This window comes from Brevundimonas aveniformis DSM 17977 (genome assembly GCF_000428765.1).
Classification (GTDB): Bacteria; Pseudomonadota; Alphaproteobacteria; order Caulobacterales; family Caulobacteraceae; genus Brevundimonas; species Brevundimonas aveniformis.
Genome location: NZ_AUAO01000003.1, coordinates 490129 through 508004 on the forward strand (window position 1 = coordinate 490129; position 17876 = coordinate 508004).

Below are 17876 nucleotides of genomic sequence, written 5' to 3' on the forward strand. Positions count from 1 at the left end.
GCCTTGCAATCAATGAGCGTTATCGGGGGTGTCAGCCCCGCTTGATCAAGCCGAGCAAGAACAGAAGTCCAATTGCACCCAGCACCGCGACAACAAGGCTACCGCCCCAACCTCCGAAGCTGATGCCAAGCAGGCCCGCGACAAAGCCACCGAGAAGGGCCGGATCAGCCCGACAATGAGATTGGCCAACAGACCATTCCCACAGCTCATCACCTTTTCAGCGATAGAGCCGGCCTCAATGCCGACCACGATAGCTCCGATGAGTCCGACGCCTTCCATGCGACCTTCCGCCAAGGCTGAACTGAACAACCAGAACGTCGAACTCAGTCACTCCGTTCGCCCCTGATCAAACGCAAATGCTTGTCTTGCAGAGCAAAACCCCCGGGAGTTGCTCCCCGGGGGTTCGCTTTGGTCATTGGCTCAAGGCCAAGGCTTTGATGGTATCGCCCGGGACTAGCGGTTGATGTTGATCGTGGTCCGGCGGTTGAGCGGCTCGCGGACACCGTCAGCGGTGGCGCGGGCCAGGTCGGTTTCACCCCGGCCCTCGGTGGTGATGGCCCCACCGGTCACGCCCTGAGCGATCAGGGCATCACGGACGGTGGCGGCACGACGCTGCGACAGACGCACATTGTAGGCGGCCGAACCGGAGGTATCGGCGTGGCCCACGACGTGGACGCGGGTGGCCCCGCCGGCCCGGGCATGCGCCGCGGCCTGACGAACAATTTCCGTCGCTTGCGGAGTGAGGTCGTAGCGATCCCAGTCGAACAGCACCGTGAACTCACGCGCGTTCCACACCGGCGGCGGCGGCGGAGGCGGCGGCGGCGGCGGGGGAGGCGGCGGCGGAGGCGGGGGAGGCGGCGGCGGAGGAGCCGCAATCGCGCCGAACGAATGGCGATAGCCGATCGTCACCGAATGGTCGGTGTAGTCCATGCCGACAAAGATTGGCGTCGATGTTTGAAGCTCGAGGTCACCGACGTTGAAGTAGCGATAGGTCAGATCGATGTTGCCGCGCGGCCCTGTGGAGATCGCCGCACCGGCCAGCAGTTGCCAGGCGAGGCGAGAGTCATCCAGATCCTCTGGCGTCTGCTGAAAGTTCACTCTGGCCCAGCCGACGCCGGCACCGACGAAAGGCCGGAAACGACCGGACCCGAAGTCGAACAGGACGTTGGCCATCAAGCTGGTGGCGTTGATGTCCGTCTCGGCCGCTGGCGGCGTTCCGTTGAAGGTGTCGACCGAGGCCGTACGTCGGCCAAGTTCAGCCTCGAGTCTCCAGTTCGGATTGAGACGGAAACCGAACCTTCCGAACAGCGCCAATCCACCGTCCAACTCTCCTTCGACTGTTGGGGTGCAGGCCGCCGGCACGCATTCCGCCACATCGGCGGTGCCCCAGTGATAGCCGATGTCGCCCGCGATATAGGGTCCATTGGGATCGGCCATGGCGGGTCCGCCCATGACCATGGCAAGACCGGCCACGCCGGTCAGAAGCAGCTTTTTCATCATCACTCCCCTCGTCGGACAACCCGACGATCCTGATGACGAACGACGATATGCCGATTGGTGCGCTTGGCAAGGTCGCCCGGCCGGCCTGTCAGATTTCGACCAGAGCCTGTGGCACCAAAGCAAAACCCCCGGGAGTTGCCTCCCGGGGGTTCGCATTCGGCTTTGGCTCTAGGCCAAGGCTTGGATCAACGGACCGCTTAGCGGTTGATGTTGATCGTGGCCCGGCGGTTGAGCGGCTCGCGGACACCGTCAGCGGTGGCACGGGCCAGGTCGGTTTCACCCCGGCCTTCGGTGGTGATGGCCCCACCGGTCACACCCTGAGCGATCAGGGCATCACGGACGGTGGCGGCACGACGCTGCGACAGGCGAACGTTGTAGGCGGCCGAACCGGAGGTATCGGCGTGGCCCACGACATGGACGCGGGTGGCACCGCCGGCACGGGCGTGAGCAGCAGCTTGCTGAACAATCTGCGCAGCCTGTGGGGTCAGGTCGAAGCGATCCCAGTCGAACAGCACCGTGAACTCACGCGGCTGCCACTGTTGCGGCGGCGGAGGCGGTGGCGGAGGCGGCGGCGGCGGCGGGGGAGGCGGCGGCGGCGGCGGCGGCGGGGTCACCCAACGGCCACCGAAGCGGCGAACGTAGGAAACCGTATAGACGTTCGCGTCGCCGTTGGCCGGGCCCGGATAGACGTCCGAGTAGAAGCCGTCGTCCTGATTGTCGAAGCGGGTGTAGTCGACGCGGATGCCGTTGGCACCACCGCCGAAGAACCACTGCGCCCCGACACCGTAGTTGATCGAGTTCGACTCCGAATCGCCCAGGCCTTCAACAGCCAGGGTGGTCGTGCCGTAGCCGAGGCGGAACAACAGTTCGAAGCTGTTCGAAGCCGGGGCAACCGCCACCAGATAACCTGCATACTGACGGTCCAGATCGACGTTGCCGATCGGGGTGTCTTCTTCGTCGATGCCGATGGAGCCTTCCAGCTCGGCCCCGAAGTAGCGGTTGAAACGCAGACCCGCGCGGCCAGTGACCGCATTCAGCCCAACATCACCCGGACCGCCGATGGTCGGAGAATCGGCCATCACTTCAAAGCGCGACAGACCAATGTTGATGTAGGGGCTTACGCCCTCATACCAGACCCACTCTTGGGCCGAAGCGGCGGAACCCGCCGCCAGCAGGGCGACGGCAGACGCCGATGCCAGAACGAACTTCATCGAAGTCACCTCGAAAAAAAAGCTTAGGCGGCCCTCCCGCCATCATTGAACTGATAAGCGGGTGAGGCCGTCATGCAAAGCATTGATAGCCATGACCTGGCCCAAAGAGCCGGGGGCGCGTCATTTCGGCAACGGTATGGCCAAACGGTGGCCGAGCTTCACTGTAGGCGTTTGCAAGGACGCTGGCGCTATCCCCAGCCGAGCGTGCTAAGGGGGCCGGTTGCCTCTGTCCAAGGACCCCTCGATGCCCCAAACGCGCGAAGCCGTCATCGCCGCGACTGGTCTGTTTACGCCGGACCAATCCGTGTCCAACGCTGAACTCGTAACGGCCTTCAACGCCTATGTGGATCGATTTAACGCCGACAACGCCGCCGGCATCGCCGCTGGCGAAATCGAAGCCCTGCAACCCTCCTCCGTCGAGTTTGTAGAGAAGGCGTCGGGCATCAAGTCGCGGTTCGTCCTAGACAAGTCGGGCATTCTGGACCCGGCCCGCATGACCCCTCATCTGCCTGAACGGTCGAATGACGATATTTCGATCCTGGCCGAGATCGCTGTGCGCGCCGCCGAGGATGCCATCGCGCGCTGGGGCAAGCCGGCGTCTCAGATCGACGCCGTGCTGTGTGCGGCTTCCAATATGCAGCGCCCCTACCCGGCCATGGCCATCGAAGTTCAGCAGGCGCTGGGGATCGGTGGCTTCGCCTTTGACATGAATGTGGCCTGTTCGTCGGCAACCTTCGGGATTAAGACGGCCGCCGACTTCATCGCCTCCGGGTCGTGCCGCGCCGTCCTGATCGTCAATCCCGAGGTCTGTTCGGCCCATCTCAACTTCAAGGACCGGGACAGCCACTTCATTTTCGGCGACGTGGCCACGGCCGTTATCGTCGAGGTGGCGGATGAGGCCGACGGAGGCTGGGACATCCTGGGAACCCGCCTCAAGACCGAGTTCTCCAACAATATTCGCAACAACTTCGGCTTTCTGAACCGCCCCGCTCGCCCGACCCAGGCACTCGATTCGGCGCAAGCCAATGGCGAAGCGGCTGATCCCCTGACCGACCGCCTCTTCGTCCAGCAGGGCCGCAAGGTGTTCAAGGACGTGGTGCCCATGGTGTCGGACATGATTGTCGACCACGCGGGTGAACTCGGCATCGACCCCACCGGCCTGAAGCGGATGTGGCTGCATCAGGCGAATATCAACATGAACCAGTTCATCGGCCGCAAGGTTCTGGGCCGCGAACCCGAACCGCACGAGAACGTCATCATCCTGGATGAGTACGCCAACACCTCATCGGCCGGATCGATCATCGCCTTTCACCTCCACAATGATGGATTCGAATCGGGCGACACGGGGCTGATCTGCTCGTTCGGCGCGGGCTATTCGGCCGGCACGGTTTTCGTGAGGAAGCGGTGACCACCTTGGATCGGACAGACATCGGCAGCGTCATCGACGCCCTCTACGCCTGCATCTCCGGCCCTGCCGGCCCGCGCGACTGGGCGACCCAGCGACTGATCTTCCATCCCGACAGCCGCCAGGCCCGCACGGGCCTGGATGCCGGAGGCCAGCCCTGGATGAAGATCATGGGGCGTGAAGCCTACGTCGAGGACGTGACACCCTTCTTTGCGACCAACGCCTTCTATGAGGTCGAGACGGCCCGCCGGATCGATGTCTTCGGCAACATGGCCCACGTCTGGTCCGTCTATGAGGCCAAGACCCATCCCGACGATGAAGCGCCCGAACGTCGTGGCATCAACTCGATCCAGCTCTATCGCGACGCAGACGGGCACTGGTCGGTGTTGCACATGATCTGGGACAATGAGCGCCCCGGACTGACCGTCCCGGACGGCCTCTAGCCTTCAGGTGGGTGATCCGCCTTCCACTGCATGGCCATGCGAATACGGTTTTCGACACTGGGGTGGTCATAGAAGAGAAACTCCTCCAGCCACGACGGCGACGGAGCGCGGTATTCGGCTGTCTTGATCAGGGCCGCCGACAGCCCATCCGGCTCGTTGGCATATTCGAGCGAAAACCGGTCAGCGTCCGTCTCCATCGTTCGAACCATCGTATTGATGACCGGCGTGGCCAGCACGAAGATGAAGGCAATCACCACACTCAGCACGGGCAATCCGGCAGGATCGCTGATCTCGCCAACCCTGTTGGCTCCCTGCCAGCGCCGGGCCACAGGATAAAGCCGGTCCGCCAGCCAGAACACCGCCATCGCCAGAAAGCCGAAGATGCCGGTCATCCAAAGGGCGTGCCGGTGCACATAGTGGCCCATTTCGTGGCCGACGACGCCGCGAACCTCGGCCAGGTCAGCCCCCTGCTGGAACATGACGTCACTCATGGCGACACGGGCGGTTCCGAACAGGCCTGAGACATTGGCCGTATAACGGTCGGACTGGCGGCTGCCGTCATAGATATAGATCCGGTCGGACGGCGTGCCGGTGCGTTCCGCCAGCCTGACAACCGCGTCCCGCACAGGGCCATCCGGTGCCCGCGTGTAGGTATTGAACAGCGGTTCTATGAAAACGGGCCCGGCCAGCAGCATCACGGCCATGAAGGTTGCGGTCAGGCCACCGGCCCACGCCCACCAGATCCGGCCTGCGCGCCGCATGAGGAAATAGACGCCCACCAGCAGGACGGCCAGGCCGACCGCCCCGATCGCCGCCGACATGGCTCCCTCGGCCAGCCACGCGCCGACCGGTTGACGGGTCAGACCGTACTCGGTTTCGCGACGCCATCCTGACCACCAGGACCAGGGCAACGCCAGCACCCAATTCAGCCCTGAAAAGACCAGGGCGACGATCAGCACAGTCAGATTGGGGCGCGACCTTCCGCGCCCCAGCCGATCCCGTATTCCGCTCAGGACGCCGGATCTGAGGATCAACCAGGCCACGACGGCCGTGACCACCAGGTTGCCGAGGATCAGCCAGTGCGACCCTTGTGTATAGCTAACGGCCCGCTCGACCTCCTCTGGCGACATCGTCGCCAGCCAGCGCGCGGTTTCGGCCTCAACGTCCAGGCTCATAGCCCCCTCCCCGATTATCGAAACCAGTAGAGGCCGGACCAGGCGGCCGCACAAATGAAAAGGGCGCAATGGTTGCCCATCGCGCCCCTGATTTCACGACAGGAAACCTGTCCTAGAAACGACGAACGTAGCCGATCGTCCAGATATCCGCCTCGCCGGCGTCATCCTGGAAATCGCGACGGGTATAGTCCGCCCGAACGCCGTTCACGCCGTCAAAGAAATAGTTGGCACCGACGCCGTAGTTCCAGCTGTCGCTATTGTTGGTGACCGTCGAACCAAGGCCCGAGGCCTCAATCTCGGTCGTGCCGTAACCCAGGCGACCGAAGACTTCGAAATTCTGAGCCACCGGATAGGAGGCGACGCCATAGACGGCCGCGTCGTGGTTCAGTTGCACGTCGACGTTCGGCACCATCTGCTCGTCACCGAGGCCAACCGTCAGTTCGCCTTCAACCCCAAGGTACGGATTGAAGCGCGCGCCGACCCGACCCGTCAGGCCATCAAGATCAACATCCGTGTCGTCGCTCGACAGGTTCGAATAGCCCACCGAACCGTACCAGGTCGGGTTGGACAGGGTCTGAGCCGCTGCCGGAGCAGCAACAGAGGCCGCAATAGCGGCGACGGCGGTAAAAGCGAGAGTACGCATGACAAACTCTTCCTTGCTGGTTTCAGTGACGTTCTTCGCGCCACCGGCCCACCCAGCCAGACTGCGCAGATAGGAACCGACAACGGTCCTTCCAAGACCCCTCCGGGGCGAAATCAGGACCATAAGTCTCTGTTTTGACATGATACATTGTTCGTCGAACATCATGTGGTTGGTGCTTGGCCATTGTCCGGCCAGCACCTAGACTGGTGGCTGAAACCGACGGGAGATCCCGGATGAACCGAACGCTGGCCTTGACGGCAGCCCTCGCCTTGGCGGCTTGCCAACCCCAGGCGCAGGACCGCGCTGCTGAACGTGACGCTGCCGAAGCCCCCACTCCGGCCGCGGAGACTCCGGCACCCCAGGATTCTTCGTCGACGATTGTCGCTCTGGATTCGGAGGGCCTGAGACTGGTCGATGAAACGACAGGCTCGACGCGCCTGATTCCCTTCGGTGCCCCGCAGGCGGAAACCACAACGGCGATCACGGCCCTCGTCGGAAACGCCACTGAGACTGGCCAGATGGAGGAATGCGGCCCAGGGCCACTGAGTTTCGCGAACTTCCCTCAGGGCCTTCGTCTGTGGTTCTCGCAAGGTGCCTTCTCGGGCTGGGAAAGCACCGAGGCGCTCACCACCATGTCTGGCATTTCTGCCGAGGCCACGCGCGCCGAGCTTGAGGCTGCCGGCGTGTCAGATTTCACGCGAGACACGCTGGAAGATGAGTTTGATCTCGGGGGAATCTACGGCGTCATGGAGCCGGGCGGACAAGAGGTCGCGCTGCTCCACACCGGCGACAACTGTTTTATGCGCTAGAGCCTGATTCAGCTTTTTGTCGGCACCGCAGGGCGGTTCCAACAAAAACCATCGCGCTCTAGTGCGCCTCAGCGCGCGGCAGGAATTTCAAGGTCGAGCGCCCGCGCTGAGGGTTCAGCCTGGCCGATGAAGACGTGCTGGGGATCAGGGTGCTCTGGGGTTAACTGCCAGGCGTCAACCTCGATCAGGCTAGGATAGGTTTCGACGGGTCGACTTGCGGCCCGACGGCCCCAGGTCTTCGGCAGGCCCAGGAGTTCATTGATATAGCCCCAGACACAGACCGGGTGCATGAGCAGGCTATAGGCCAGGGCATAGAAGAAGAACCCGCCGGCATTTCGTCGAACTCGGAATTCCTGGGCCGCAAACATCCGTCTCTGAATGGCAAAGATGATGAGATTCCAGGCCACCGCCAGCGGCAACACCAACAGCGTCATGGGGCCGGCGATCTGGAAATTGCCGAGCAGCGCCAGGACAAGTCCGGGGATGAAGATCAGCGTGTAGGCCAGATCAATCGGCAGGAAGAGCAGGTTCCACCAGATAAACAGGGTGGTCATGCGGTGATGAATGAGCAGCGAACCATGCGCCTGAAACGCTTCAATCAGGCCCCGCGACCACCGCTTCCTCTGGCTGGCAAAATGTCCGAGCCGTTCGGGAACATTGGTAAAAACCAGAGCATCTTCGGCGTAGCCGATCCGGGCTCCCTGTTTAAGCAAGCCCCAGGACACGACGATGTCCTCACCAACACAGTCGGGCCAGCCTCCGACGCGCTCCAGAGCTTCGCGCCGGTACAGTGAGAAGGCACCCTGCGCGACGAGGGTGCCGTGATACATGCTCTGCATACGCTTCACCGCGGCGATGCCGTGAAAATAGTCCCACTCCTGAGCCCGCGTGAGCCAGGTATTGCGTGAGTTTTTGGCCAGAACAGACCCGGCGACGGCTTCGGTGCCTCTTGGGTCTGACAAAAATCGTTCAACCAGTCGCTGCAGGGCCTGGGGTGCCAGCCAGCAATCGCCGTCCACAGTGACGATCAGCTGATGTCGAGCCTGGGCCAGACCGCGATTCAGGACGGCGGCCTTGCCGGCGTTCTCAATCCCGACCAGCAATCGGGCCGAATGGCCCCGCGCCCATCCCAACTCCCGAATGGCCTGCGTTGTGACCTCGGACGTTTGGTCTGTCGAGCCATCATTGATGACGAGAATCTCGATCTCGCCGGGATAGGTCTGGAGCGAGATCGAGCGCAGGGTATCGGCAATGCTGGAGGCTTCGTTGTACGCCGCGACCAGAATCGTCACCGGCGGATAGCTCGCCGGCGTGCGTCGCGGCGGCCTCCTGTCGGTCAGCAGGGTTCCCAACATGAAGGCGTTCATGAAGCCGGGAATATAGGCAATGAAGGTCGTTGCAATAATCGCGAAAGCCCAGCCGGCCCAGGCGGCCAGATCGTGCAGCCACCTGCCTGAGGCCCATATACTGAAGCCCAGCCACGCCACGGCGAGCGACAGGGCAAAGGCATATTTCACCGGCACGGGCACATAGAAGAACCGACGACGCGGTCGAGTCTGCGCGTGCGCGCCGACGCCTATGGCCGGGTCTGCCCCCGGGAAATGCGAGAAGCTACCGTCCCCCACTTTAGACGGTCCGGGCTCTCAGAATGTCTATACTACGCAACGTGAACACCTGGTACTCGGACCCGAAATACGTCCCCCGGACAATAGCTTAACCATTGTCCAGGGGCCCCGACAAAACAAGTCGCCATCAAGGCGAAGTTTTGTCGTCGGTTACCGCCAGATCAGTCTGACAAGTCAGCGTGCCGCGACGACCGCAAGCGACCTATGATCCGCAATGTTCGAAGAAGGCGTTCACCAGAGGGAGAGCTCCGGGAGCGGCACTCACATCACGGGCCTCGCCGCCCGCTGTCATAAGCAGTTGCCCGGTGGTTCGGAATGCAACCAGGACCGGCTCGGACGTCGATGCCGCGCTTTCGAGCTGCGGTTCCATACCCTCCGGAATTTCAACCCCCGAGAACGTCCCCTCGGCGGTCCCGGAGCTAAAAATGAAGTCGGGCGTATCGCCCTCCCAGGTCGTCCGCCACAGGCGGACCGAGCGCGCGCCTTCCGCACAGGACATCAGCAGCCGGACATCATCGGTTTCGGGCACCGCAAAGGCCAGAAATTGCTCAGCACCGTCTTCGCTCAGCATCCAGCGCGGCTCTCCTTCAGGATAGGTCGTTGCGTCGGTCGGGATTGTCCCGGCCACCTCTGAAGCCTGGGGCCCGTTATCTGTGGCCGGCGCTTCCCCGGCTGCGGTTTGACCCGCCGGCTGACAGCCGATGACAAACGAAGCCGCCGCAATGACAGATAGTAGGGTTCGCATGACCGACCTCCTTGGATACCCGATCAGGGTGAACCCCGTTCTTCCAATCTGCAACCCGGAGATCGGCGGCCGATCTTGCTACCGGTCCTTCTCGCGTTCGGTTCCAGAACGCGCACTCAGGGCCGCCTGAGCCGCAGCCAACCGGGCGATCGGGACGCGATAGGGCGAGCACGACACGTAATCCAGCCCCGCCCCCTCACAGAAGGCGATGCTCGACGGGTCGCCGCCGTGCTCACCACAGATGCCGAGTTTGACGTTCGGGCGCACCTTGCGGCCGCGCTCCGCCGCGATCTTGATCAGGTCGCCGACGCCCTCCGGGTCAAGCCGCACAAACGGGTCGTGCTCGAAGATGCCCTTGTCCAGATAGGCCTGGAGGAACCGGCCGGAATCGTCTCGTGAAATGCCGAAGGTCGTCTGCGTCAGGTCATTGGTGCCGAACGAGAAGAACTCGGCATACTCGGCCAGATCATCGGCCCTGAGCGCCGCGCGCGGCAGCTCGATCATGGTCCCGACCATATAGTCCAGCCGGTCACCCCGATCCGCGAACACCGCTTCGGCCACCCGATCGGTCAGTTCGCGCAGGAATTTCATCTCCTGCCCCTTGGCCACCAGCGGGTGCATGATTTCCGGCAGCGGGGCCTCACCCGTCTCGGCCTTCACCTCCAGCGCCGCCTCGATGATGGCGCGCACCTGCATCTCGTAGATTTCGGGATAGGCCACGCCCAGTCGGCACCCACGATGGCCCAGCATCGGGTTGGTCTCATGCAGGGCCTTGGCCCGGCTCATCAGCTTGTCGGCGTCCAGGCCCGTCGCAGCGGCCACCGCCTTCACGTCCTCTTCGTTGTGCGGCAGGAACTCGTGCAACGGCGGGTCCAGCAGCCGGATCGTCACCGGCAGACCGGCCATGATCTTGAACAGCTCAACGAAGTCCGCCTTCTGGAACGGCTCGATCTTGGCCAAGGCGGCCCGACGGCCCGCCTCGTCGTCGGCCAGGATCATTTCGCGCACGGCCGCGATCCGGGTGTCGTCAAAGAACATGTGCTCGGTCCGGCACAGCCCAATCCCCTCGGCCCCGAAGCCGCGCGCGGTCGACGCATCCAGCGGCGTCTCGGCATTGGCCCGCACCTTAAGCCGCCGCGCCGCATCCGCCCAGGCCATCAGCGTCTGGAAGTCGCCGGTCAGCTCCGGCTCGATCATGGCCACCTTGCCCTCGATGACATCGCCGGTGGAGCCATCGATGGTGATGATCTGGCCGGCCTTGAAGGTCTGGCCACTCGCAGTGAACTGCCCCGCCTTGTCGTCAATATGGACGCCGCCGGCCCCCGACACACAGGGGCGGCCCATGCCGCGCGCCACGACCGCTGCATGGCTTGTCATGCCGCCGCGCGCCGTGACGATGCCACGCGCCGCATGCATCCCGTGAATGTCCTCGGGCGACGTCTCCTCGCGCACCAGGATGACGGCCTCGCCCAACTGGCCCAGCCGCTCAGCCTCATCGGAATCGAACACAATCTTGCCGGTCGCCGCGCCGGGAGACGCCGGCAGGCCCTTGGCGATCACCGTCCGCGGTGCCTTGGGATCCAGCGTCGGGTGCAACAGCTGATCCAGCGCCTGGGGCTCGACCCGCTGGATTGCCTCCTCGCGGTCAATCAGGCCTTCGGAGGCCAACTCCACCGCAATCTTCAGGGCCGATTTTGCGGTGCGCTTTCCATTTCGGGTCTGCAGCATCCACAGCCGACCCTGTTCGACCGTGAACTCGATGTCCTGCATATCGCGATAGTGCCGCTCCAGCCGCCCGACCGTGTCGCGGAATTGGGCGAACACCTCCGGCATGGCCTCTTCCATCGAGGGCTTGGTTTCGCCCATCTCCTCTCGGCCGGCCTTAGTGAGGGCCTGAGGCGTGCGGATGCCGGCGACGACGTCTTCGCCCTGGGCGTTGATCAGGAACTCACCGTACAGCTTGGCCTCACCCGTGGACGGATTGCGGGTGAAAGCCACGCCCGTCGCGGACGTGTCACCCATATTGCCGAACACCATCGACTGGACGTTGACGGCCGTGCCCCAGCTCTCAGGGATATCGTGCATACGGCGATAGAATTTGGCCCGGTCGTTCATCCAACTCGCGAAGACGGCGCTGACCGCCCCCCATAGCTGCGCCTTGGGATCTTGCGGGAACTCGGCACCGGTTTCGTCCAGAACGACCTGCTTGTAGCGGCCAACAACGCGCTCCCAGTCCGCAGCCGCCAGTTCGGTATCCTGGCTGACGCCCAGCCTGTCTTTGGTTTCGTCCAGAACCTCTTCAAAGGCGTCGTGCCCGACCCCCAGCACCACGTTGGAATACATGGTGATGAACCGGCGGTAGCTGTCGAACGCAAACCGGCGATCACCTGACAAGCCCGCCAGTCCCTCGACCGTCTCATCGTTGAGCCCCAGGTTCAGCACCGTATCCATCATCCCCGGCATCGACGCACGCGCACCGGATCGTACCGAGACAAGCAGGGGATTGGACTTGTCGCCAAAAGCCTTGCCGACAATCCCTTCGACCTTGCCGAGGGCCGCCTCGACCTGGCTCTCCAGATCGGCGGGATAGGCCTGACCATTCTCGTAATAGGCGGTGCAAACCTCGGTGGTGATGGTGAAGCCCGGCGGCACCGGCAGACCCAGAGACGACATCTCCGCCAGATTGGCACCCTTGCCGCCCAGCAGGTTCTTCATCGACGCGTCGCCGTCAGCCGACCCGCCCCCGAAACCGTAAACCCATTTCGTCATCGTCATCCCTGAGCCGGTGGAATCGTGGGCGGCTCGCCCGCTACAGGGTCTGACTAGCGCGCGACGCCTCGAATGGCGAGGGTTGAGCGATTTGTGATTTGCATCCTGCCGTTCGCTGGGTCGTTTCTGTGGCGGGGCTACCTCTCATCCACCACGGAGACCTGATACATGAGCATTCTCGGCAATATTTTCGGCAAGATTTTCGGTCGCGGCGACGACAAGACCACCGTGACAGGGGGCAAGTCGGCTGACGGCACAAAGCCCTCCCCCGCGGGCATGAACAAGGCTGATTTCGGCGGCAAGTCCGCGCCGATTGGCGTCCAGCTCGACGAGGCCGATGTCGAGGTCATCCTGACCAAGAAGGCCGAGGCCAAGGGCGAACCGCTGAACTGGAAGACCTCCATCGTCGATCTGATGAAGACGCTGGACATCGATTCCAGCCTCGAGAACCGCAAGGCGCTCGCCGACGAGCTGGGCTACACCGGCGACAAGTCCGACTCGGCCAGCATGAATATCTGGCTGCACCGGCAGGTTATGAACAAGATTGCCGAGAACGGGGGCAAGGTCCCTGCCGATCTGATCGACTAGGACAGGTGACGGCGGGGTGGTCAGCCGCCCCGCCACTCACTCAGGGCTTCGCCTGAAGGCGATTCCAGCGCCACCCGGTCAAGCTGGACAGCCGCCACACAGACCGGTGCCGCGTCCGGTCCGGCAGCGCGACAGCGAAAAGCCTGACCACCCGGAAATCCGACGACGCGCCCCTCCAATCGCAAGCGCAATCCTTCGCTCGGCCACTGGGCCGGAGCCTCGTTGTCGCCCCGCAGCGCATGGGCGTAGGCACGCCCGTTGCGACGATCAAGGCGGGAGCCTTCTTGAGAATGGACGATCGCCAGGCCGACCGTCTGGCCCGTCGGGGCCGCTGCCGCGCTTTGCAGCGGGTCCGAACGCACCACGGGGCACGCTTCCGTCTCCAGCCAGGGACGGGTCAGCCAGATGCCCTCGACCTCTTCCCAATTGCCGTTGGCCCCCGTGATCAGGGCTGAGTCCGTCCAGTTGCCCGGCGTCAGGCTGAACTGAATGACCGTCCGGTCCCCGTTCCAGGCCACGCGGGCCAGCCCGTCAGCCGCTTCGGCTGGAAGGCCGGCAGCCGGTCCGCTGCACCCGACTGGATTCACGATGGAAAAGGTTCGACCAACCAGGGCATCAACGCCTTCCGGGGCCGTGCCGGATGCATAGTCTGAGCCCGCGCGGCGGGCCGCATCAAGCAGGTTGGCACGCGTCAGGGCCGTCGCAGCCGGCGTCGGGATTTGGGCAGTCGCCGGCGTTTCGATGGGTTGAGCCGGCGGGGCGGGCTCCTCGGCATTGCGCGGACACCCACTGACCATCAGGCCCAATGCCACCGCTGCAAGGGTGCGTCCCAAGATCACAACCGAGTTAGACATGGGGATCACCCTAGCATGACGCGCGTTCAAAAGGCTATGCAATCTCAACGAGATCGCCCTTGGGCGCCGCTATCGGAACCTGATGACCTTTGATCAGATCATAGCCCTCTTGGTGCTGGTCGGCGTTGTCGGCGTCCTCATCCATGGGCGTCTTCGCGCCGATGTGGTGGCCCTGTCCGGCGCAGCGGCCCTGCTTATCCTGGGCGTGGTCCGTCCTGTCGAAGTTCAAAGCGCCTTCGCTAGTCCGGCCGTCATCGCCCTGGCCGGCCTGTTCGTCATCGCCTACGCCATCGAGTTGTCGGGCCTGCTTGGCCTGATGATCCGCCAGGCCACCAAGCTGGCGGTCCGCTTCGGGGCCACCGGGGTCTGGATGGTCATGGGCATGTGCGGAATGCTCGGCGGCTTCCTTAACAACACCCCGGTCGTCGTTCTGGCCGCACCCGTCATTCGCGATGTCGCCAAGACCCTCAAGCTGTCGCCCAAACGGTTCCTCATGCCGCTAAGCCACATCTCGGTCATGGGCGGCCTGATGACCCTGATCGGAACCTCGACCAACCTTCTGGTCAACGACATGGCCAGAAACGCGGGCCAGCCGGTCTTCTCCCTGTTCGAGATAACCCCCGTCGGCGTCAGCATCGCCCTGATCGGCACCCTTTGGCTGTACTTCGTGGGCGCGCGCCAGCTTGGCCGGATTGTCGCGACCGACGAAGCCGAACAGGCCCGACTCGCCGCAGAGGAAGAAGAACGCAGGCAACAGGCGCAGAAGCAGGCCGAGCAGCGACGTCGCCGGCTGCGCTTCCGGTTTCCGCGCTTTGGGGAAGCGCGCAATCAGGAGGACGGGTCGGGCGACGCCCATCTGGGCGATGTCGAACTGTTCAGTGCTGCCGACCGACCGTTCGAGTTGCGGCGAGCCCTGATCTCCGCCGGCGTCTTTGTTCTGGTGGTCGCGTGCGCCGGACTGGGCCTGGCCCCCATCGCTGCGGCGGCCTTTGCCGGGGCTGTGGCGTTGATCCTGCTGAAGGTGATCACGCCGGAAGAAGCCTATGCCGGCCTGCGCCCTGAAATTCTGCTTCTGATCGCCGGCATGGTCGTCGTCGGCGTGGCCATCGAGGTCACCGGCCTGGCGGATGCCGGGGCCCAGGCCCTGATCCACGTGCTTGAGCCGTTTGGGCCACTGGCGGCTCTGATTGTGCTGTACGGCGTGACCTTGTTTGCCACCGAGCTGCTGTCGAACGCGACGGTCGCCGTCTTGATCACCCCGATTGCGGTGGCTCTGGCCGAGAGCCTGGGGGTCGATCCGCGCCCCTTCCTGGTGGCGGTGATGATGGCCGCCTCTGCCGCCTTTGCCACGCCCTTCGGCTACCAGACCAATGTGCTGGTCTATCAAATGGGGGGCTATTCCTACATGGACTTCGTCAAGATTGGCGTGCCGCTCAACCTCATCACCTGGGCCACAGCGATGGTGGTGATCCCCATCGTCTTTCCGTTCTAGCCGCCGCCGACGAACTGGACGATCTCGATTCGGTCGCCCGGCTCGATCAGTGTCTGGCCATGCAGGGATCGCGGCGTCAGGGCCAAATTGTGCTCAACGGCCACCTTTGCCGGGTCCAGCCCAAGTGCCTTTACCAGGTCGGCGATGGTGGCCGCCTCGGTCGTGTGCGGTTCACCGTTTAGTGTGATGTCCATCAGCGGCTTGTGACCCTGACGGCCCGGCGATACAAGGGCCGCCGAATTGACGGTCCGCTCGGAGCCTCATGGCCAGACCCCTGTATGTGCTGAACGGCCCCAATCTCAACCGGCTCGGAACCCGCGAGCCCGAGATTTACGGGTCCGACACCCTGGCCGATATCGAGCAGGCGTGCGTGCGCGTCGCTGGTGCCAGGCCGGTAGTCTTCCGTCAGACCAACCATGAGGGCGAGCTGATCGACTGGATCCACGAGGCCGGTGACCGGGGTTGCGCCCTGGTCTTGAATCCGGCGGGGTTTGGGCACACGTCCGTCGCCCTGCTCGATGCACTGAGGTCGATTTCGATTCCCGTGATCGAGTGCCATCTTTCGAACCCGGCGGCGCGCGAAGAGTTCCGTCAGGTATCCTTTGTATCGCCGGCTGCGACCGGCGTAGTTTCCGGCTTCGGGCCGGCGTCTTATGAGATGGCTGTCGAAGCGGCGCTTCGTCTGGTCGGCTCAGCGCCGTCGAAGTCCTAAAGTCCAAGAGAGGGAGACGCCCATGCCGGCGCCCAAGACCCCGAGCAAGACCGCCTCGAGCGACACCGATGCCAAGCTGGTTCGCGAACTGGCCGATATCCTGAATGACACCTCCTTGACGGAGATCGAGGTCGAACGTTCCGGCCTCAAGATCCGCGTGTCGAGGACGGTAACCGCCGGTACCACCGTCCAGCCGATGCACTTCGCGGCCCCACCCGCTGTCGCCGTGCCGGCCGCCGCAGCCGCCGCACCCCTCGCCGCCGTGGCCCAGCCCATGTCGTCTGATCCGGCCGGCCCCGCCCCGGAAGTGGGCGAAACCGTACCCTCGCCCATGGTCGGCACTGTCTATCTTCAGGCGACCCCCGGAGCCGACCCATTCGTCAAGCCGGGCGATAACGTCAAGAAGGGCCAAACCCTCCTGATCATCGAGGCGATGAAGACCATGAACCCGATCTCTGCGCCGCGCGACGGCAAGGTTCTGAGCATCCTCGTCGGCGACGCCCAGCCGGTCGAGTTCGGCGAAGCCCTGCTGGTTCTCGAATAGGACGGGACCATGTTCGACAAGGTCCTCATCGCCAATCGGGGCGAGATCGCGCTTCGCATCCATCGCGCCTGCAAGGAGATGGGCATCTCCACGGTCGCCGTTCACTCCGAAGCCGACCGCTCGGCCATGCATGTGCGCCTGGCCGATGAAAGCGTCTGCATCGGCCCGGCCCCTGCGGCCCGGTCGTATCTGAACATCCCCTCGATCATTGCGGCGGCCGAGATCACCGGAGCCCAGGCGATCCACCCCGGCTACGGCTTCCTGTCGGAGAACGCCAAGTTCGCTGAGATCGTGAAGGCCCACGGCATGACCTTCATCGGCCCGACGGCCGATCACATCCGCATCATGGGCGACAAGATTTCGGCCAAGCAGACGGCCAAGGACGCCGGCATCCCGGTCGTCCCCGGTTCTGACGGTGAAGTCGAGACGGTCGAGCAGGCCATCGAGGCGGCGAAAACCATCGGCTTCCCCCTGATCGTCAAGGCGGCTGCCGGTGGCGGCGGGCGGGGCATGAAGGTCGCCCTGACCGAAGACAATCTGGTCGAGGCGGTACAGACCGCTCAGACCGAAGCCCTGGCCGCCTTTGGCAACGGCGCGGTCTATATGGAACGCTACCTCCAAAAACCGCGTCACATCGAGATCCAGGTCATCGCCGACAGCCACGGCAATGTCGTGCATCTGGGAGAACGCGACTGTTCGCTCCAGCGTCGCCACCAGAAGGTGCTCGAGGAAGCCCCCTCTCCGGCCCTGTCGGCCGAGGGCCGCGCCAAGATCGGCAAAACCGTCACCGACGCCATCCAGAAGATCGGCTATCTGGGTGTCGGCACCATCGAGTTCCTCTGGGAAGACGGCGAGTTCTATTTCATCGAAATGAACACCCGCCTGCAGGTCGAACACCCGGTCACGGAGATGATCACGGGCGTCGATCTGGTCCGCGAACAGATCCGCATTGCCGCCGGCGAGCCCTTGAGCTTCACCCAAGAAGACATCGTCTTTGAAGGGCATTCCATTGAATGCCGGATCAATGCCGAGAACCCGGTGACCTTCACCCCTTCGCCGGGGCTGGTGAACGATTTTCACGCTCCGGGCGGCCTGGGCGTACGTCTGGATAGCGCCCTCTACGCCGGCTATTCGATCCCGCCCTATTACGACAGCCTGATCGGCAAGCTGATCGTCCACGGTCGCGACCGTGAGGAGTGCATCGCGCGTCTCAAGCGCAGTCTGGGCGAAATGGTAGTCGGCGGCATCGACACCACGGTTCCCCTGTTCCAGAAGTTGCTGGCCGAGCCGGATATCCTGTCCGGCGACTACGACATCCACTGGCTGGAAAAGTGGGCCGCTCGTCAGACCTGACCATCGAG

General features: G+C 63.7%; 18 protein-coding genes. 8 read left to right on the forward strand and 10 right to left on the reverse strand.

All coding sequences use genetic code 11. The annotated features are described in order from the left end of the window. Positions 1 to 31: 31 nt before the first annotated feature. The 3 genes from G391_RS14645 to G391_RS15765 all read right to left on the reverse strand — a co-directional run bounded on the left by G391_RS14645 (position 32) and on the right by G391_RS15765 (position 2711). Positions 32 to 205, reverse strand: a complete 174-nt coding sequence (locus G391_RS14645; protein ID WP_342663507.1) for a GlsB/YeaQ/YmgE family stress response membrane protein — start codon at positions 203 to 205, stop codon at positions 32 to 34. 248 nt (positions 206 to 453) lie between these two features. Continuing rightward, the gene (locus tag G391_RS0110965) at positions 454 to 1497 is read right to left on the reverse strand and encodes an OmpA family protein (protein ID WP_029087558.1); all 1044 of its coding nucleotides are present in this window, start codon (positions 1495 to 1497) and stop codon (positions 454 to 456) included. 200 nt (positions 1498 to 1697) lie between these two features. After that, complete coding sequence (locus G391_RS15765; protein WP_029087559.1) at positions 1698 to 2711, reverse strand: OmpA family protein; 1014 nt, start codon at positions 2709 to 2711, stop codon at positions 1698 to 1700. Positions 2712 to 2955: 244 nt separating this feature from the next. On the opposite strand from G391_RS15765, the gene G391_RS0110975 reads away from it, so the two are divergent. Both G391_RS0110975 and G391_RS14650 read left to right on the forward strand, forming a co-directional pair. Beyond that, positions 2956 to 4119 (forward strand): beta-ketoacyl-ACP synthase III, encoded by a 1164-nt coding sequence (locus tag G391_RS0110975; RefSeq protein ID WP_029087560.1) that lies wholly within the window; start codon positions 2956 to 2958, stop codon positions 4117 to 4119. Beyond that, on the forward strand, positions 4116 to 4559 hold the full coding sequence (locus tag G391_RS14650) for a Cif family virulence factor (RefSeq protein ID WP_051257307.1): 444 nt from the start codon (positions 4116 to 4118) through the stop codon (positions 4557 to 4559). The genes G391_RS0110975 and G391_RS14650 overlap by 4 nt, the downstream gene beginning before the upstream one ends. Here the strand turns inward: G391_RS14650 and G391_RS0110985 are convergent. After that, positions 4556 to 5734 carry a M48 family metallopeptidase gene (locus tag G391_RS0110985; protein WP_029087561.1) on the reverse strand — a complete coding sequence of 393 codons (1179 nt, stop codon included), beginning with the start codon at positions 5732 to 5734 and terminating at the stop codon, positions 4556 to 4558. The two genes, G391_RS14650 and G391_RS0110985, sit on opposite strands and share 4 nt — an antisense overlap. 112 nt (positions 5735 to 5846) lie before the next feature. Beyond that, positions 5847 to 6377 (reverse strand): porin family protein, encoded by a 531-nt coding sequence (locus tag G391_RS0110990; protein ID WP_029087562.1) that lies wholly within the window; start codon positions 6375 to 6377, stop codon positions 5847 to 5849. A 233-nt stretch (positions 6378 to 6610) separates the two neighbouring features. Between G391_RS0110990 and G391_RS15265 the strand changes: the two genes are divergently transcribed. Then, positions 6611 to 7186: a hypothetical protein gene (locus G391_RS15265; RefSeq protein ID WP_051257308.1), complete on the forward strand. Its 576-nt coding sequence runs from the start codon at positions 6611 to 6613 to the stop codon at positions 7184 to 7186. A 68-nt stretch (positions 7187 to 7254) separates the two neighbouring features. Here G391_RS15265 and G391_RS14660 read toward each other — a convergent pair whose 3' ends face one another. From G391_RS14660 to ppdK, 3 genes are all read right to left on the reverse strand, one after another. Beyond that, positions 7255 to 8811 carry a glycosyltransferase family 2 protein gene (locus G391_RS14660; RefSeq protein ID WP_245572088.1) on the reverse strand — a complete coding sequence of 519 codons (1557 nt, stop codon included), beginning with the start codon at positions 8809 to 8811 and terminating at the stop codon, positions 7255 to 7257. 202 nt (positions 8812 to 9013) lie between these two features. Further along, positions 9014 to 9556, reverse strand: a complete 543-nt coding sequence (locus tag G391_RS0111005) for a hypothetical protein (RefSeq protein WP_029087563.1) — start codon at positions 9554 to 9556, stop codon at positions 9014 to 9016. Positions 9557 to 9634: 78 nt separating this feature from the next. Then, positions 9635 to 12331, reverse strand: a complete 2697-nt coding sequence (ppdK, locus tag G391_RS0111010; RefSeq protein WP_156893935.1) for a pyruvate, phosphate dikinase — start codon at positions 12329 to 12331, stop codon at positions 9635 to 9637. A gap of 162 nt (positions 12332 to 12493) precedes the next feature. Between ppdK and G391_RS0111015 the strand changes: the two genes are divergently transcribed. Continuing rightward, positions 12494 to 12913 carry a DUF3597 domain-containing protein gene (locus G391_RS0111015; protein ID WP_029087565.1) on the forward strand — a complete coding sequence of 140 codons (420 nt, stop codon included), beginning with the start codon at positions 12494 to 12496 and terminating at the stop codon, positions 12911 to 12913. 20 nt (positions 12914 to 12933) lie between these two features. Here G391_RS0111015 and G391_RS0111020 read toward each other — a convergent pair whose 3' ends face one another. Beyond that, positions 12934 to 13767: a hypothetical protein gene (locus G391_RS0111020; protein WP_029087566.1), complete on the reverse strand. Its 834-nt coding sequence runs from the start codon at positions 13765 to 13767 to the stop codon at positions 12934 to 12936. 82 nt (positions 13768 to 13849) lie between these two features. Here G391_RS0111020 and G391_RS0111025 point away from each other — a divergent pair, with 82 nt between their 5' ends. After that, a complete protein-coding gene (locus G391_RS0111025; protein ID WP_029087567.1) occupies positions 13850 to 15259 on the forward strand; it encodes an SLC13 family permease in 1410 nt (469 codons plus the stop codon). Here the strand turns inward: G391_RS0111025 and thiS are convergent. Further along, on the reverse strand, positions 15256 to 15453 hold the full coding sequence (thiS, locus tag G391_RS0111030) for a sulfur carrier protein ThiS (protein ID WP_029087568.1): 198 nt from the start codon (positions 15451 to 15453) through the stop codon (positions 15256 to 15258). The genes G391_RS0111025 and thiS overlap by 4 nt on opposite strands. Positions 15454 to 15521: 68 nt before the next feature. Here thiS and G391_RS0111035 point away from each other — a divergent pair, with 68 nt between their 5' ends. The 3 genes from G391_RS0111035 to accC are packed head-to-tail and all read left to right on the forward strand — an operon-like array spanning position 15522 to position 17868. Then, positions 15522 to 15971 (forward strand): type II 3-dehydroquinate dehydratase, encoded by a 450-nt coding sequence (locus tag G391_RS0111035; RefSeq protein ID WP_029087569.1) that lies wholly within the window; start codon positions 15522 to 15524, stop codon positions 15969 to 15971. A 22-nt stretch (positions 15972 to 15993) separates the two neighbouring features. After that, positions 15994 to 16515, forward strand: coding sequence for an acetyl-CoA carboxylase biotin carboxyl carrier protein (gene accB, locus G391_RS0111040; RefSeq protein WP_029087570.1), 522 nt, complete (start codon positions 15994 to 15996; stop codon positions 16513 to 16515). Positions 16516 to 16524: 9 nt separating this feature from the next. Next, a complete protein-coding gene (accC, locus tag G391_RS0111045) occupies positions 16525 to 17868 on the forward strand; it encodes an acetyl-CoA carboxylase biotin carboxylase subunit (protein ID WP_029087571.1) in 1344 nt (447 codons plus the stop codon). Positions 17869 to 17876 lie beyond the last annotated feature (8 nt).